Source organism: Corynebacterium sp. HMSC22B11 (genome assembly GCF_001815965.1).
Taxonomy (GTDB): Bacteria; Actinomycetota; Actinomycetes; order Mycobacteriales; family Mycobacteriaceae; genus Corynebacterium.
Genome location: NZ_KV823476.1, coordinates 12745 through 29049, shown reverse-complemented (window position 1 = coordinate 29049; position 16305 = coordinate 12745). Strand labels below are relative to the sequence as shown.

General features: G+C 64.9%; 11 protein-coding genes. 5 read left to right on the top strand and 6 right to left on the bottom strand.

From position 1 onward, the window contains the following. A partial coding sequence (locus HMPREF3088_RS10540; protein WP_210401476.1) for a hypothetical protein occupies nt 1–224 on the top strand: 224 nt, incomplete at its 5' end. A 79-nt stretch (nt 225–303) separates the two neighbouring features. Here HMPREF3088_RS10540 and HMPREF3088_RS02440 read toward each other — a convergent pair. The 3 genes from HMPREF3088_RS02440 to HMPREF3088_RS02430 form a co-directional block, all read right to left on the bottom strand. After that, nucleotides 304–1689 (bottom strand): ABC transporter permease, encoded by a 1386-nt coding sequence (locus tag HMPREF3088_RS02440; protein ID WP_070758233.1) that lies wholly within the window; start codon nt 1687–1689, stop codon nt 304–306. Next, complete coding sequence (locus HMPREF3088_RS02435; protein ID WP_070758231.1) at nt 1682–2653, bottom strand: ATP-binding cassette domain-containing protein; 972 nt, start codon at nt 2651–2653, stop codon at nt 1682–1684. Before HMPREF3088_RS02435 ends, HMPREF3088_RS02440 begins: the two co-directional genes overlap by 8 nt. A 167-nt stretch (nt 2654–2820) precedes the next feature. Continuing rightward, entirely contained in the window at nt 2821–3195 is a 375-nt protein-coding gene (locus HMPREF3088_RS02430; protein ID WP_012359373.1) for a GntR family transcriptional regulator, read from the bottom strand. A gap of 247 nt (nt 3196–3442) precedes the next feature. On the opposite strand from HMPREF3088_RS02430, the gene HMPREF3088_RS02425 reads away from it, so the two are divergent. The 3 genes from HMPREF3088_RS02425 to HMPREF3088_RS02415 are packed head-to-tail and all read left to right on the top strand — an operon-like array spanning nt 3443 to nt 10714. Continuing rightward, nucleotides 3443–4984, top strand: coding sequence for an NYN domain-containing protein (locus HMPREF3088_RS02425; protein WP_070758229.1), 1542 nt, complete (start codon nt 3443–3445; stop codon nt 4982–4984). 36 nt (nt 4985–5020) lie between these two features. Continuing rightward, a complete protein-coding gene (locus HMPREF3088_RS02420; RefSeq protein ID WP_246818007.1) occupies nt 5021–7021 on the top strand; it encodes a galactan 5-O-arabinofuranosyltransferase in 2001 nt (666 codons plus the stop codon). A 54-nt stretch (nt 7022–7075) separates the two neighbouring features. Further along, nucleotides 7076–10714, top strand: a complete 3639-nt coding sequence (locus HMPREF3088_RS02415) for an arabinosyltransferase domain-containing protein (RefSeq protein ID WP_210401475.1) — start codon at nt 7076–7078, stop codon at nt 10712–10714. Nucleotides 10715–10915: 201 nt separating this feature from the next. On the opposite strand, the gene HMPREF3088_RS02410 is transcribed toward HMPREF3088_RS02415, so the two are convergent. The 3 genes from HMPREF3088_RS02410 to HMPREF3088_RS02400 form a co-directional block, all read right to left on the bottom strand. Further along, complete coding sequence (locus tag HMPREF3088_RS02410) at nt 10916–12238, bottom strand: glycoside hydrolase family 25 protein (RefSeq protein WP_070758223.1); 1323 nt, start codon at nt 12236–12238, stop codon at nt 10916–10918. A 149-nt stretch (nt 12239–12387) separates the two neighbouring features. Continuing rightward, complete coding sequence (locus tag HMPREF3088_RS02405; RefSeq protein WP_070758221.1) at nt 12388–13362, bottom strand: PrsW family intramembrane metalloprotease; 975 nt, start codon at nt 13360–13362, stop codon at nt 12388–12390. Beyond that, on the bottom strand, nt 13359–14087 hold the full coding sequence (locus HMPREF3088_RS02400) for a hypothetical protein (RefSeq protein ID WP_246818006.1): 729 nt from the start codon (nt 14085–14087) through the stop codon (nt 13359–13361). The genes HMPREF3088_RS02405 and HMPREF3088_RS02400 overlap by 4 nt, the downstream gene beginning before the upstream one ends. Before the next feature lie 141 nt (nt 14088–14228). On the opposite strand from HMPREF3088_RS02400, the gene HMPREF3088_RS02395 reads away from it, so the two are divergent. After that, complete coding sequence (locus HMPREF3088_RS02395) at nt 14229–16265, top strand: M13 family metallopeptidase (RefSeq protein ID WP_070758218.1); 2037 nt, start codon at nt 14229–14231, stop codon at nt 16263–16265. Nucleotides 16266–16305 lie beyond the last annotated feature (40 nt).

The following is a 16305-nucleotide window of genomic DNA, read 5'->3' as shown; positions in this document are numbered from 1 at the left end:
CAGAAGCAAACCGGAGAAAAACTCACGATCACTTAGCGTTCACACACTCGGTGACAAGAAACAAGACCGAAGGGAAATCCAACCACCCGGTAATAACCGGCGATCTTGCAGGATTGCTAAGCTACACCATCCAAGAACCAGATGCAAACACAGAAGAAAAACCGTTAAGGATCTTGATTCCCCCGTTCGCACCGAGCCTGTCGGCCTCGCTTGCAGATCAATAATCTACACACAGCCCACAACAAACACAAAACCCCAGCTCAACATCGTTTATGAACTGGGGTTTCTCTGTGGGCACGGACGCTATTCGCCCAATGTCTGAATGTGGCCGGCGTTCCGAGCATCCTGCTTGATGATGCGGGCGTAGAAGACCCACACCGCTATCGCCACATAGAACGCAGAGATAAGGACACCGATGGCCGCTCTCGGTAACGGATCAACGTCTCCAGTGAAGAACAACTGGAAACAGAACACTGTCACCATTGCCATGCCGTAGGCGAGGAAACCCCCAAGCGTCAGCGCACCGGCCTTTGGCCACCGCAACGTGGCGAGTGCAGTTAACAACGTGGTGCCCAGAATGAGGAAGAGCACGATCAGCCCCAGCATCGGCGCACCCGCCAGAATCTCTGTTCCGCTGAACTGCTCCCGGAGCGTGCTCTCACTATTCAGCAACGCGGGATAACCGACTAGGACCATGACCAAGGGCACCGACCAGCTGGTCCTAACAGTGCCCACCAGCGCAGCTTTACGCCATGCCCGCCTACTTCCGCCAAAGGCCAACCATTGAACATAGTTTTTTGGCAGCCCGTACGCAGTGAGCAGCCACCTGCTCCCGATGAGGGCGCCAACAAGTGCGATCCCTAGGTAGGCGCCGATCGTATCCGCCGCCCAGGGCCAGAATGCCAACACGAGGCCAAGAGCCAAGGCGATACCGCACTCCCATTTCGCCAAGGTGCGCCCCAGCAGGCGCAGTGGTTGGATCACCGCCGCGTCGAATGCCGTGTCTGCTTCGAAAGCCGCCTGCTCTTCGCGGCTCAAGTCCTCCGCATTCGAGCCTGCCGGGGTAACGGCTCCACCTTCAGAGCTCGACGCCGCCTTCCGCGATTTCGCCTTCTCCGCTCGGACCAGGATGTCTTGCTCACCCACCGCGTCATTGCGAATCTCCACCTGCGCACTCCAGCCCCGGTAGACGGCGTAAGCAAGAAGAAGCAGATAGCCCACAAGGCAGGAGAGCAGAAGCTTTCCCGAGGTCAGCATGCCGTTAGCGGTCCGAGAAATCACCACGACAATGAGGAGATAAAGCGCCGAGGCCGGCAGCGCCATCCCCCACATAGCTGCCGCTAGTCGGCGGATCTGCGCCGTGGTCAGCCCGAACGCCCGCAGTTCTTCGCCCTTCGGCTGGAATACCAAGTGCACGCTTCCCACAGCACCACCCAGGAAGATGGCATAAAAGAAGTTCATTGGCCGGTGTTCCGCCTCGCCAACGATCGCGAGGAAGCTGATGAGAACTACGAGGAGCACCCTCCACAGCACGCTCCGCCACGACGCGAAGAGGAAGACCCGGCCCATCACTCGGGTGTTCACTCGCTGGACCTGGGCCGAAGCCTCGCCCGCTACCCCCTTGCTTTCCGCCACCTTGATCCCACCGTCCAATGGCTGGGCATGCCGATCACTCGTCTTATTACTCATCGCCGGCCACCTCTCCGGTGAGCGCGAGCACCGCCTGCTCCAAGTCCGCGGCCTTCAGCTGGACACCGGCGCGTTGCGCTGCCGACTCTGCCGCCACGGCTTCCGGCGATTCGGGGTCATAGCTGAGGGTCAACCTGCGCAAACCGGTGCTGGTGACGTCCTTAATAAGGAAGGAAGAAGGGGCGACGGGCAAGGAAGCAGACCACTGCTCGAGGAAGGCGGACACTGCCTGGCTGGGACCGGAGACCAGGTGGATGCGGCCGGAGACGGTCTCGAGGGGGCCGGATTCCAGGAGCTTGCCCTCGTCGATGATGATCACCTGATCCAGCAGTCGGGCGACGTCCCCGAGGTGGTGGGTGGAGAGGATCACCGTGCGGGGATTGCGCTCCAGGTCGGCCATGAGGAATTGGTAGAAGGCCTCGCGACTCTGCACGTCGAGGCCGAGATAGGGCTCGTCCAGCAGGGTGATCGGGCACTGCGCTGCCAGGCCGAGGATGATGCTCACCGCCGAACGCTGACCACGAGACATCGCGCGCAACCGCTTGCTGGTATCGATGCGGAAAGCCTGGATCATCTCCTCCGCGAAGGCCTGATCCCAGGTTGGCCAACGAAGCTCCGCGATCCGCAGCACGCTACGCACCGGGAGGTCCTGCGGCCACGTGGCATCCGGGCCGGCGAGAATGATGCGCTCCAGCGCCCACTCGTTATCGCGGATGGGCTGACCGTCCAGGGTCACCGTGCCGGAGCTGTTCAGCTGCTGCGCGATAGCCCGGAGCAGGGTGGTCTTCCCCGCTCCATTCCGTCCGATCAGTCCGTAGACCTGACCGCCCGGGATCTGCAAGCTGATGCCGTCGACGGCCGGGTGGGTTTTCTTGCCGAAGCTGACCGCCAGCTCCGATAGCTCGATGCTGGGTGTAGCGCGGGGCGGGATGCTCGTTCCAACGCTTTCTTTCAGGTGGTTCATTGTTGTGCCTTCCTGTGTGGTGGGACGCGTGGTGCGTCGACTTAACGGTCTAGCGTGATGCTCTGGGCTAGTTGCCGCTCGAAGGGCAGTGTTTTACCTGCTCGCCGGTGCTCTGCATTGGCGGCTGGAGTAACCCGCGGGGCACGGGCTTCGGTGCGTTGTTGGGGTCAGTCATAGAGCCCCCGGCTTTCAGCGACGCTGCCCAGCAGCTCGCGGAGCTCGCTGGCGGTCATGTCCAGCTTCGCGGCCTCGTCGACCAGCGGCACCAGGTAACGGCCGGCGAAGGCCTCCTTGCGTTGCGCGATGACCTTCTCCCGCGCGCCCTCAGTAACGAACATGCCGATACCTCGCTGTTTCTGAAGCACCCCGGCATCCACCAGCAGGCTCAAGCCCTTGCGGGCGGTGGCCGGGTTGATTGCGTGGAAGGCCGCGAGCTCGTTCGTCGACGGTGCCCGCTCCCCCTCTGGCAGGGAGCCGTCCACAATGGCATCTGCTACGAGCTCAGCCACTTGCTGAAACAGCGGCGTGGTGGCTTCCTCCATGGCACCTCCCTGTATTCGTGTTCGATCCCCTCGATGGGGCTTGGTTGACGTTCACCGTGCGACCAGGTTGCGGTTCAACACCGCGCCCTACCTAGTCGGTTAGTTACTTGTGTAACCAACCATACAACAACTCTTTGATGCACACTAGAGGGGAAAGCGCCACGCGCACAGGCGCTCAAGAAGTACAGTGCGCAATGGATAATGCACTGAAAATTGTGAAACTAAAGAAACGGACAACCGACCCATCATGCTCGAACGAACACAGATCTTCGTCGATACCTCTTATCTCCTAGCTAGCTTCTATAACTCCTGGGAAACCGGCGCCCGCGCGCAATTAGAAATCGACCTTCCGGAGGTCGTCTGTACCTTGGGCCGTATCGCCCAGGACCAGCTCAAACAGCCCATTCACCGACAATTTTGGTACGACGGCATCCCAGAGTCCGGACCACACCGCTACCAGCGTTCCCTGCGCAGCGAACCTGGCGTGCAGCTACGCAGTGGCCAACTCATCGAGTGGGGAGACCGCCGCACGCAGAAGGCAGTGGACACCCGCCTGGTCGCGGATATGGTGCTCGCCGCCGTCCGTGGCAACGTCTCGGATATCGTCCTCGTCTCCGGCGACGCGGACATGCTGCCCGGCGTGGAAGAGGCCGTGAATGCGGGCATTCGCGTGCACCTCTACGGCTTCGGCTGGGACTCCATGTCCTCGCAGCTGCGCTTCGCCTGCGATACCACCACGATCCTCGACCCTCGCGAGGATTTCCGGGACACGATGCGGCTGCAGATCCTGGAGGGACCGCTGCCCGCCAATGCCAGCACCACCCCAATCCCTGGGGAAACGCAGGGCGAGGACAGCCCCAGCCCGGACTTCAAGCCCCTCGGCGATGCAGAAGAGCCCGAAGAGTCCGGACCGAGCGTCATTCCGGAAATGGAGCACAACAAGCAGGTCACCGAGCCCACGGCAGAAGCGGGCAACAACACCGCGGCCGGGGACAACGCGCCGGCCGAAACCGCCACGGAGCCGACCTCCGCGGCAGCACCCGAACAGGCTTCGGCCACGGCCGCAGGATCCGAGGATGCACCGGCAAGCGCTGTACAGACCAACGCTGCTGTGGCAGCCACCACGACGGATGAGCAGGCAGAGTCCCCGTCGGCCGCCCCAAGCCCCGCGGCGCACCCCGCCGCACCCAAGTCTGCGCCGAAGCCCGGACCCAAGCCGGGTCCGGCACCTACTGCCTCCGCCGAACCAGCGACGTCCGAGCCGTCCGCCGAAACGACGGCACAACCGACCCCCAACACCGTCGCAGCTCAGGGTGCTGCAGCACCGAACGACGCGGCGCCGGACAACAAGACGCCGGACAACGCGGCTGAGCAGAGCGGGGCAGCCCAGTCCCAGGCACAGGAACCAGCCACGGCCACCGAGGACACACCGGAAGCAGCGCGGAAGCCAAAGCCAAACCCATCCATGATGGCCCGCCACCGCAAGCTGCGCTCCCGCTACGTCCCGCTCCCCAACGAAGTCTGGGCGTCCGCGGGAGAGCAGAACCCCTACGACATCGGCCAGCAGTACGCCGTCTGGTGGTTCGACAACGCCGCGAGCGAGGCCCAGAAGGATAACGCCCACCTACTCTCTGGCGGCGGCCTTCCCCCGGAGATCGACCGCCCACTCCTGCAGTTCGCCTGCGATACCCTTCACGAATACACCCTGACGGAGGCGCAGCGCGTCGGCCTGCGCGATGGTTTCCACAGCGGGATCCGCGGCATCATGCTCCGCGGCCCGCGCGGTTAAATCCGCCCTTCGGTGTGCATGTGTTTTGATATACGCATGCACACCGGAACGACCGTCGAGCACAACCAAGCATCCGTCACTGGATTCAGCACTGCGGAAACGCAGCCCGATGCCCTGAGCCCGCTGCGCACAATCGTGCACATGCTGGTCACCGGCGCGGTCGCGGCAGTGGCGACGGTCGTGGCCTGGTTCATCATGTCCAGGCCGAGCCTTCCGGCGTATAACACCAGCTACGTGCTCAAGGCGCTGAGCAGCGTCGGCTCTGTGCTCGTGATCCTCTTCGCTGCGGTGTCGGTGTACTACGTGCTCCACCCGCGAACCAACTGGTCGAATTGGCAGCGCCGAGTTCTCGCCGTGCTGCTCTACCTTGCTCCAGCGGGCCTGGTGATCACCAGCATCGGTATCCCGCTGGCCGCCACCAGCCTGTACCTGGATGGTGTGAGCGTCGATCAGGCTTTCCGCACCCAGTTCCTGACCCGTCTGACGGACACTCCGGGCTGGGTGGACATGGCCTACCCGAACATGCCGAGCTTCTACCCCGGCCTGTGGTTCTTCACCGGCGGTCTCTTCGCACGCATCACCGGGTTGGCGGGCTGGGCTGCCTACCAGCCCTGGGCGTTGATGACCCTGGCTGCGGCCTTCTCCATGCTCGTTCCCCTGTGGCGCCACCTCACCGGCTCGCTGGCCTCCGGCGCGACGGTTGCGCTGGTCACGGCGGTAGCGACCCTGCACGTAGCCCCAGAGGAGCCCTACGCGGCCATCGTCGCGGTGGGCATGCCAGCCGCAATGGTGATGACCCGCCACGCACTGCTCGGCTCCCGCTGGGCACTGTTCGGCGTGATGGTCTACCTGGGACTTTCTGCCAATCTGTACACCCTCTTCACGGCACTCTCTGCACTCTCGGTGGTGGTCATGGCCATCGCCGCCGCGATCCGGCAGAAGGGAATCCGCCCGCTGCTGAGCCTGCTGGCCATGGGGGTCGGCTCGATCCTCATCGCGCTGCTTGGCTGGTTCCCCTACCTGCGCGCGCTACTCACCCAGCCCCACGGTCCAACGGGCAAGGCACAGCACTACCTCCCCGAAGATGGCACCGCGTTGATGATGCCCTTCTTCGACCTCTCCGCGCTCGGTGTTCTGACCCTGATCGGTCTGGTCTGGCTGGTTGCCCGCCACCGTCAGGACGACGCCCGCGCCCTGCTGGTCGGCATCCTCACCGCCTACGGTTGGGCGGTCGCCTCCATGGCCATGCCGCTGCTCGGCACGACCCTGCTGGGATTCCGCGTGGCGCTGCCGATCGCGCTGCTCTTTGCCGTGGCCGGCGCGCTGGCGATCATCGACCTGCGGGGTGTGGGGATGCCGAAGTTCTACCCGGCGACCGTGGACCCCGCGAAGTCCCGCGGTGTGACGCGCGTGTTCGCCGCGATCCTGGCATTCGGGACGCTCTACTACGCGATCGATATCCCAATGAATCACGAGAAGAAGATCGATACCGCCTACACGGACGCCGACGGCAACGCCATGCGCGGTGACCGCATGCCCGCGGACGCCACCGTCTACTACGCGCAGATCGACGAGCACCTCGCTGAAAAGCTGGGGAAGCGCTCCGGGGCGACCATCCTCACCGATGAGCAGCACTTCATGAGCTTTTACCCCTATCACGTGTATCAGGCGATGACTGCCCACTACGCCAACCCGCTGGGAGAGTTCGAGCGGCGCAACGAGGAAATCGAGTCCTGGACACAGATCACCGACCCAGATGAGCTCATCGCCGCGATGGATCGGGCAGCCGAGGAAGAAGGGTGGACCGCGCCAGACGCCCTCGTCCTGCGTGGCGAGGTGCCAGCCGAGGAAGGTGGGCCGGCGGGTCGCGACGCCACCCCGATGGAGGAAGCGGAGTTCTCCTACCTCATCGCGGATGACATCTACCCGAACCAGCCGAACGTCCGTTTCCGCACCGTCCACTTCCCGGCGAGCGCGTTCCAGAAGCACTGGGATGTCACGCAGATTGGACCGTTTGCCGTCGCCGTGCGTAACTAAGGCCACGCGCGTACTAGTCCACATTTGACCGGCGGTAACGTACAGTTATTAGCCGTGTCTACGGTGCAGCAGCAGAATAATAAACAGCCAGATCAAGGGCCCGGAAGCTCGGTGAACCCCACCGCGCCGCCACAGGCGAACCAGGCCCCGAAGAGTGGCACCAGCAGTCGGATCACGACCCTCGCGATCGTCTCCGGCTTGCTGGGCTTCTTGCTTTTCATCGCCACTCCATTCTTGCCAGTCAACCAGGAGCAGTCCTCCTTTTCCTGGCCACAGAACGGGGACCTGCGTAGCGTCACCGCACCGCTGATCAGCTACTCCCCGGAGAGCCTGGACCTTTCGATCCCGCTCTCCGAGATCGACAAGCTCAACGATGGCCAGAGCAACGTCCTATCCACCGTGCCGGAGGGCTCGAAGGAGGAGACGCTGCGCGGGCTCTTCGTCCGTAACACCGACTCCGGCCTGGACGTCATCATCCGCAACGTGGTGCCGCTCTCCCTCAAGGAGAAGGACCTCAAGGAACTCTCCGATGATGCCCTGCTGCGCATCACCTCGGATGCCGAGGTCACCCGGGTCTGGGTGGACGGCACCACCACCGACGGCGAAGAGCTGGACCCTGCGGTGTACTCCGGCGATATCGACCGGGATACCCGCCCGATGCTGACCGGCATCTACACCGAGTTCGAGAACACCCCGGACAACGCGAAGGCCGCAGCCGATGCGGGGCTCAAGGCCGACGTCAAGGTGGATTCTCGCTTCTCGAGTACTCCGACGCTGCTGAAGAACATCGTCATGTGGCTCGGCCTGGCCTTCATGGTCGTCTCGCTGTGGGCGCTGCACCAGATCGACAAGTTGGACGGGCGCACCGGCTCCGGTCGCCTGATGCAGAAGGACTGGTGGAAGCCCCGCTGGGTGGACGGCTTCGTAGGTGCCGTGCTGCTGATTTGGTTCTTCATCGGCGCGAATACCGCCGACGATGGCTACCTGCTGACGATGGCCCGGGCCAGCCACGAGTCCGGCTACATGGCCAATTACTATCGCTGGTTCGGCGTGCCGGAGTCTCCCTTCGGCTGGCCGTTCTACGACCTGCTGGCGCTGATGGTCAACGTCTCCTCCACCTCCCTGTGGATGCGACTTCCCGCCCTGCTGGCTTCCGCGGTGACCTGGCTGGTGCTCTCCCGCGAGGTGCTGCCGCGCCTGGGCGTGAAGGTTAACCAGCGCGCCGTGGCGCACTGGACCACCGCGGTGGCCTTCCTGATGTTCTTCATCGCTTTCAATAACGGCACCCGCCCGGAGCCGATCATCGCGGTCTTCTCGCTGCTGACCTGGGTCTCCTTCGAGCGAGCCATCGCCACCCACCGGCTGCTGCCGGCGGCGATCGGTACGCTGCTGGCCACCCTGGCGCTGGGTGCGGGTCCGACCGGCCTGATGGCCGTGGCGACGGTGCTGGTCTCCCTGAGCGCACTGATCCGCATCGCGGTGCGCCGCCTGCCGTGGCTGGGCGCCGAGAAGGGTGCGGGCCGCGGGAAGGTGATTCGCGGCATGCTCGCACAGATCGCACCGTTCCTTGCTGCGGGCACCGCGATCCTCGTCGGCGTATTCGGCGACCAGACGTTTAGCACCGTGCGCGAGGCCATCGCCGTTCGCTCCGACCGGGGTCCGTCGCTGTCCTGGTACCAGGAATACGTGCGCTACACCTCACTGCTTGAGCAGTCCACCGACGGCTCCTTCGCGCGCCGCTTCATCGTGCTGATGATGATCTTCAGCCTCGGCGTGGTCGTGGCGTCCATCCTGCGCAACGGGCGTGTCCCGGGCGCGGCGAAGGCCCCCACCGCTCGCCTGATTCTGGTCATCCTCGGCACGGCCTTCTTCATGGTCTTCACACCGACGAAGTGGACTCACCACTTTGGCGTCTACGCGGGCATTGGTGCAGCCCTGATCGGACTCGCGGCGATCGCCGCCTCGCACTTCTCGGCGAGCTCCGCGCGCAACCGCGTGCTCTTCCTGGGCACCACGCTCATGCTCTTCGCGCTGTCGCTCTCGGGCACGAATGGCTGGTGGTACGTCTCCAGCTTCGGTGTTCCGTGGTGGGATAAGACGATCCAGATCGCTGGCATTGAGGCCTCGACGGTGATGTTGGTCATCGCCCTGCTCACCCTGATCTGGGGCGTGCTGCTGGGGTACCGCACGGATGCACAAAAGGCCCGCGCCCAGTCCGCGGGCGAGGTTGCTGACGTCAACAACGGCACCGATGACGGTGCGGTGACGGATACGACGAACCGGAAGCGCAAGTACCGCGTCACGATGGTGACCGCGGCACCGATCGGTGCGCTAACCATGCTGGCACTGGTGTTCTCGATCGCGTCGATGGGCAAGGGCTTCATCTCGCAGTGGCCGGCGTACTCGATCGGCAAGGGCAACGCCGTCTCCCTGGCTGGGCACAGCTGCCAGCTGGCCGAGGATGTCCTCGTGGAGACGAATACGAATGATTCGCTGCTCAAGGTGGCCGATGGTTCGCCGATCGGTGACTCCCTGACCACCGAGGACTCCACTGGCTTCCTGCCGAACCGCATCCCGGCGCACATCGACCCGGATGGTCGTGGCGAGGATGCCGTGAGCCAGAACTCGGTGGAAACCGCGATGAAGCTGGATGGCGATCAGCCGAGCAGCGGCACGAATCTGAGCGAGGAAGCCAGCCCGGCCGGCAGCGAGGGCACGGACGGTACCGCTGGCGCCTCGTCCAATGACCGGAACGACGACGCCGCAGCCTCCGGTGACCGCAGCGGCGGCGCGGAGGCCGCGGACGGTGGCCAGGATTCCGGCACCGCCGGTGGCCTGCTGCCGAAGCCGGGCGTGAACGGTTCGCACGCGCGCCTACCGTTCGAGCTGGATCCCCAGCGCGTACCGGTGGTCGGTTCCTTCCAGGAGGGGCCGCAGTTCTCCGCCTCGACGACGACCAAGTGGTACTCCCTGCCGGAGAACCGGGAGGATCACCCGCTGATCACGTTGAGCGCGGCGGGCACCATCGGCCACTACGATTCCGACAGTGTTTTCCAGTACGGGCAGCTGGTCAAGGTGGAGTACGGCAAGTCGACCGGCAAGGGTCAGGACGACTTCGAGCCGCTGGGCGAGGATCTACCGCTGGACATCGGCACCGCCCCGCAGTGGCGCAACCTGCGCATTCCGATGGAGTGGATCCCGGAGGAGGCGGATCAGATCCGCATCGTCGCCGTGGATACGAACCTCACCCCATCCGAATGGCTGGCGCTGACCCCGCCCCGCGCCCCGAAGCTGGAGCCGTTGAATGACTACGTGGGTTCCGAGGCTCCGGCGCTGCTGGACTGGGCCACGGCTTTCCAGTTCCCGTGCCAGCGGCCATTCGACCACAACGTGGGTGTGGCTGAGGTGCCGGAGTTCCGCATCTCGCCGGATCACTCCGCCCGCCGCATCCTTACCCCGGTGATGGACTACGCCGGTGGTGGTTCCGTGGGGCTGGTGCAGATGAGCACTCAGGCCACGGAGCTGCCGACTTACCTGAAGGATGACTGGCTGCGGGACTGGGGTGTGCTGGACCGCCTGCGGACCTTCCCGGATGCCACGGGTGAGAAGCCGCGTCCGGTTGAGGTGGACGTCGAAGAGAAGACCCGCTCGGGCTTCTGGTACAACGGCCCGATGAAGTACAACGATGAATAGTTAGCGGCTGGCCTGCCGACTCAACGGCAGGCTGGCAGCGCATGTGGGTGAGAAACACTAGCTGTGCGCGAGCAGTACTAACTGCCTCAAGCGTCCGCTGCCTCAAGCGTTAACTGCCCCGGCAACGACGAAGCCCGCGGCTCCTCGTACCTCGAGAGGAGCCGCGGGCTTTAACTTTGGCGAGCGGGTGTGCTCCGGCGTTTAGCTCAGGGCGCGCAGGAGACCCTGGAGCGCGTTCGGGTCGACGTTGAGCTGACCGTTCTGCAGCTGGCCTGCCCAGTCCTGGGTGCCGCCGACGGTCTGGATCACGCGGAGCAGCTGGCCCAGGTCAACGCTGGAGCTGCTGCCGGCGCTGCCCAGGGCACCGGACTGGCCCGCCATGTTGAGCAGCTGCTGGATCGCCTCGGTGGGCACGCCACCGTTCTGGCGAGCCTCGCCCAGGGCGCCAGCCAGCGCGGTGAGTGCAGGCAGGAGTTCCTGGCCCTGCTGGATCTTCTCCGCAACCTGTTCCTGCGGCACGCCGAGCTGCTGGGAGATCGCTGCGGCCACCGGGGCGGTGAGCTGTGGCAGCGCGCTGTTGATGAAGGTCTCCGGGGACACGCGACCACCGACGACGCCGAGCAGCTGGACCACGAAGTCCGAGGTGATCGGCATGTTGACGCCGGTCTGGTGCTCGATCTCGTTGACGATCTGAGCTTCCTTCTCGACGATCGGCTGGGTCGCTGCCAGCTGGTTGGAGGTCTCGCCGGCCGGGGAATTGTCCGCCATGTCGCCGGCGAGGGCCTGGAGCTGGGCGTCGTCACCGTAGTACTCGTTCAGGTCGACGTCGGTGATCACGCCGTCGACGGAACCGTTGCCGCTGTACTGCCAGAAGGTGACCTCGTCCCAGCCGCCCGGGATGTCTCCCGGCAGGCTGTTCGAGTAGTAGGCCAGCCACAGCGGGTACTCGGAGAACTCCGTGGTGTTCGCCATCTTCTGCTTCCAGAAGGAGTAGTAGGTGTAGATGATCGGCTGGCGGCCGGTCTGGATCTTGATCTCGTCGATCCATTCACGCACCCAGTGCTGCAGCTGCTCCGGGCTAAGGCCCTGATCTTCCTCGAGGTCGAGGACCGGCGGCAGGGAGGGCTGTGGGCCGGTCGCTATCACGGAGGCATAGAACCGGGCCTCGGCGCGCGGATCATTCCAACCCGGGCGGGCGTAGTGGTAGCTGCCCGGGATGATGCCGGCCTGCTGGGCCTTTACCGAATCCGAGGCGTAGTAGGGGTTGGTGTAGTTGGTGCCCTCGGTGGCCTTCACGAAGGCGAACTTCTGGCCGCTGGCAGCGACGGTGTTCCAATCGATGGCTGCGCCACCCGGGTGCTGGTGGGAGGCGACGTCGATACCCGGGATGGCCCAGGAGGGCACCGGGATCACGTGGCTCGCCATCAGCGCGGCGACGGTGGCAGAGGTGCCCAAAAGGGCAGTTGCCGTGAGGCGTGCAGGGGTCGAGGTACGGCGCGTGCGGCGCCAAGGCAGTGAACGCATGTGGAATAGAGTACCCAACTTTCACTCTTTTCACACCTGTATCGCACGTCATCCCCAGCACCTTACACCACTGTAATTAACAAAAGCCCCATTGCGGGGCTATGTTTTTCCCCGTCGCGGCGGCACCGCGACCCAGGGCGAGGCGCCCGCTAGGGCTCGCTGAAACCGCCCTCGACCTGCCGCAATGCCTTCTCCTCCCGGTAGAAGCACGTGGCTAACGCGGCAACCCCGGCGACCCATACGGCCGCCATCGCGAACAGTGCCGCTGGCTCCGGCCAGCTGATATTCCACAAGAAATGCAGCGCAAAACCGGCGAAACCCCAGCCGAAGACCTGCCCGAAGCGCCACATTCGGCTCCGTTCGCGCGGCCCCCACAGCGCCCGCCCGATGCCGTATCCAACGAGGCCGCTGAATACCGCGTGCAGGCCGATACCGAACAGCAGCCGCATGCCGTACGCAGAAGCTGCCCCCACTACGTCCGAGGAGGGATGCAAAACACCGAGGAACAGCGCGTAGAGCGAGCTCTCGTAAACCTCCATTCCGAGGCCAACGAACACACCGGCGAGCAGGCCATGGTGCGGCCGGTTCCACCAATCGCGGCCGATCCACAGCAGCATCCAGATACCCAGGGCCTTCGTGATCTCCTCCGGCCAGGCCCCACCAAAAGCCGTCGAGAGGATGGGCAGGCCAAGCTTCTCCGGAATCTCGCTGGCCGCATCCGCCGCGGTGAATACCGCAAGCACGCTGCTGGCACTAGCACCCCACCACAGCGCCATGGCCACCAATCGTCGCGGCGTACCCCGATAGCAGCGCAGATGGCTGAGCCCCCACCAGGCCACGGCAACCAGAGCAATGGAGATGTCAAGGGCAACCAGCAGTGGCAGCCCAGGGGCCGACGGCGTCGCTAGCAGCAGCGCGAAGATGGCCAATACTGTGCAGAGCACCGCCAGCAGGGTGAAGCAGATATAGACCCCACCACGCCGAATGCGGGGACCCGAGGCAACCTCCGGCGACATGCCCAGCGCGGAGCCAGCCTCGGAGATCGGCAGTGGCAGGGCGCTCCTCTGCGGTGTCGAGTCGGCAGGGTTGCTGCGCCCCTGGGTTTGCTGTTCCGGCAGCATCATCGGCCTCCCTCCTGCTGCTGTGGAGAGACCTCGGTGACGGCCTCTGGTCGCAGCTCGGCGGTCTTCAGCAGCTCGTTGACCATCGCCTTCGTGCTATCCACTCCCCGGGCCGTGACCTGCAGGCTAACGAGAGTGCCCTCACCGCCCCCGCCGTCATCCTCGCGGAAGAACCCGACCGTCCGACTGAGGTCGGCATCGGAAAATGGGTCGACGTCCTCGCCCTCGTCGTTGGCGGCGGCTACCTCGTAGTAGTCGGTCACCCAGACGTCAGTCACCCCGGTGCGCTCCTTCAGCGCCGGGGCGATCTCGAGTGCGGTCTCCGTGTACCGGACGGGTCGCATGCTCTGCAGATCCGCGAAGTTAATCGCCCGGATCGCCCGGTCCACCGCCAGCGCCTGGTCCTTCACTGAGAGCATGCTCACGACCTCCACCTGGGAGGAAGGGCAGGAGAACTCCGGCGTGACCATCGCATCCTCGGTGATCGGTGCGGCGCAGTCACGCAGCACACCGAAGTCCAGGGGCCAGTCCGCGAAACTCATCAGGTTTTCATCGAAAGCCTCCGCCGGGTTCGCGTAGTGAGCCGGCGCCTCGGCGCTCAGCGCGGCGTTCACCGCCACCGGCCCCGCGAGCCCCACCACGGCCGCTGCTCCCACCGCGGCGACGTAGCGGTTTCGCCGCGCCTTCCCGAACGGCACGCTCGGGGCCGTCAACTGTCTCCGATCCATTTTTTTCATCGTAGCCCCCGCCCCAGACACACCCCATGTCCACCAACACTGGTCCGGCGGGTGGCACGGTCGCCGACCGGGGTGACGTCCTAAAAAGAGAAGACGACGCCGTGTCTGCAGCGCGCACTACAGTGGGGGAACATGAGCGAAAAGAAGACAACATCCAGCCAGCCGGAACTGCCGGATAACATCACCGAGGCCGCCGCGGGCGAGACTATTTCGCCTGCTCAGGACCTGTACCGCCACGTCAACGGGCAGTGGCTGGCCAGCCACGAGATTCCCGCAGACCGGGCCGTCGACGGCACCTTCCACCAGCTGCGTGACCAGTCTGAGAAGGACGTCCGCGCCATCGTCGAGACACAGCCCGCCGATTCCCAGATCGGGGCGCTGTACTCCTCCTTTATGGACGAGGAGGGCATCGAGGCGGCCGGGCTCGCACCGCTGGACGCCGACCTGGCCGGGATCAACGCCGCCGCGGATATTCGCGAGCTGGCCATCGAGCTGGGCGAGCTGGACCGCGCTGGCGTCGGCGGTGTGGCGGGATACTTCGTCGCCAAGGACGCCGAGGGCGATGCCGAGCGCGCCTACCTGGTGCAATCCGGGCTGGGGCTGCCGGACGAGGCCTACTACCGGCAGGAACAGCACCAGGAAACGCTGGCCGCTTACCGCGAGTATGTGACGGACATGCTGGAGCTCTACCTCGCTGAGGGGCGGGCTCTGCCGGGAAGCCACGCGGGTGAGGGTGCCGCGGAAGCCGCCGAGGCGATCCTGCGCTTCGAAACCACGCTTGCCGAGGGGCACTGGGATAACGTGACCAGCCGCGATGCGGACAAGACCCACAACCCGATGGCGGTGGCGGACCTGCCGACGGGCTTCCCCTTCGCAGAATGGTTCGAGGCCACCGGCATTGCCGCTGGTAGCGCGGCTGCCGAGCGTGTGATCGTGAGCCAGCCGAGCTTCATTGAGCACGTCGCGAAGCTGGCCGGGAGCGTGCCACTGGACGATTGGAAGCTCTGGGCGACCTGGCGCGTGCTGAACTCCCGTGCGCCTTACCTGCCGGCGAAGTTCACCGACCGGCGTTTCGAGTTCTACGGCCGCACCCTGAGCGGTTCGACGGAGCAGCGTGCCCGTTGGAAGCGCGGCCTGGGTCTGGTCGAGGGCGCGATCGGCGAGGAGGTCGGCAAGAAGTTCGTCGCCGAGCATTTCCCGCCGGAATATAAGGAGAAGATGCTCGAGCTGGTGGACTACCTCATCGAGGCCTACCGCGAGCGCATCTCCACCCTGGAGTGGATGACCCCCGCCACCCGCGAAAAGGCGCTGGTGAAGCTGGGTAAGTTCAGCGCGAAGATCGGCTACCCGGAGAAGTGGCGCGAGTTCGATGGGCTGGAGTTCGCCCCAGGCGGGGCCGAGCTGCTGGATAACGTGCGGGCGGCCAGCCGTTTCAATCACGACTACGAGATCAACAAGCTGGGCAAGCCCACGGATCCTGCGACCTGGTTCGCCACCCCGCAGACCGTCAACGCTTTCTACAACCCCGTGATGAATGACATCACCTTCCCCGCCGCGATCCTGCGCCCGCCGTTCTTCAGCATGGACGCCGACGCCGCCAGCAATTTCGGCGCGATCGGCGCGGTCATCGGCCACGAGATCGGGCACGGTTTCGACGACCAGGGCTCGAAGTTCGACGGCGACGGCAACCTGCATTCCTGGTGGAGCGAGGAGGACCGTGCGGCGTTCACGCAGCTCACGGACAAGCTCGTCGCGCAGTTCGAAGGTCTCGTACCGACCGGACTGAAGCAGCGCGGGGAGACCGCGCACAAGGTCAACGGCTCCTTCACCCTGGGCGAGAATATCGGTGACCTCGGCGGTCTGGGCATCGCCATCGTCGCGCTGCGCCGCTACCTGAGCGACCAGGGCGTGGAGGTTGAGACGCCCGAGGGCCCCAGCGCGGAGTACCGGGAGGCGCTGCAGCACGTCTTCCTGCAGTGGGCGCGGGTCTGGCAGACGGCCATCCGCCCGCAGATGTCCGCGCAGTACATCTCCATCGACCCGCACTCGCCGGCGGAGTTCCGCTGCAACGTGGTCGCGTCGAATATCCCGGAGTTCTACCAGGCCTGGGAGGTCACCGAGGCCGATGGCATGTGGCTGGCCGAGGACCAGCGCGTGACCATCTGGTAGCTGACTCTGCAGGGGCTGGGGACAGCGAACCCTGCGATGT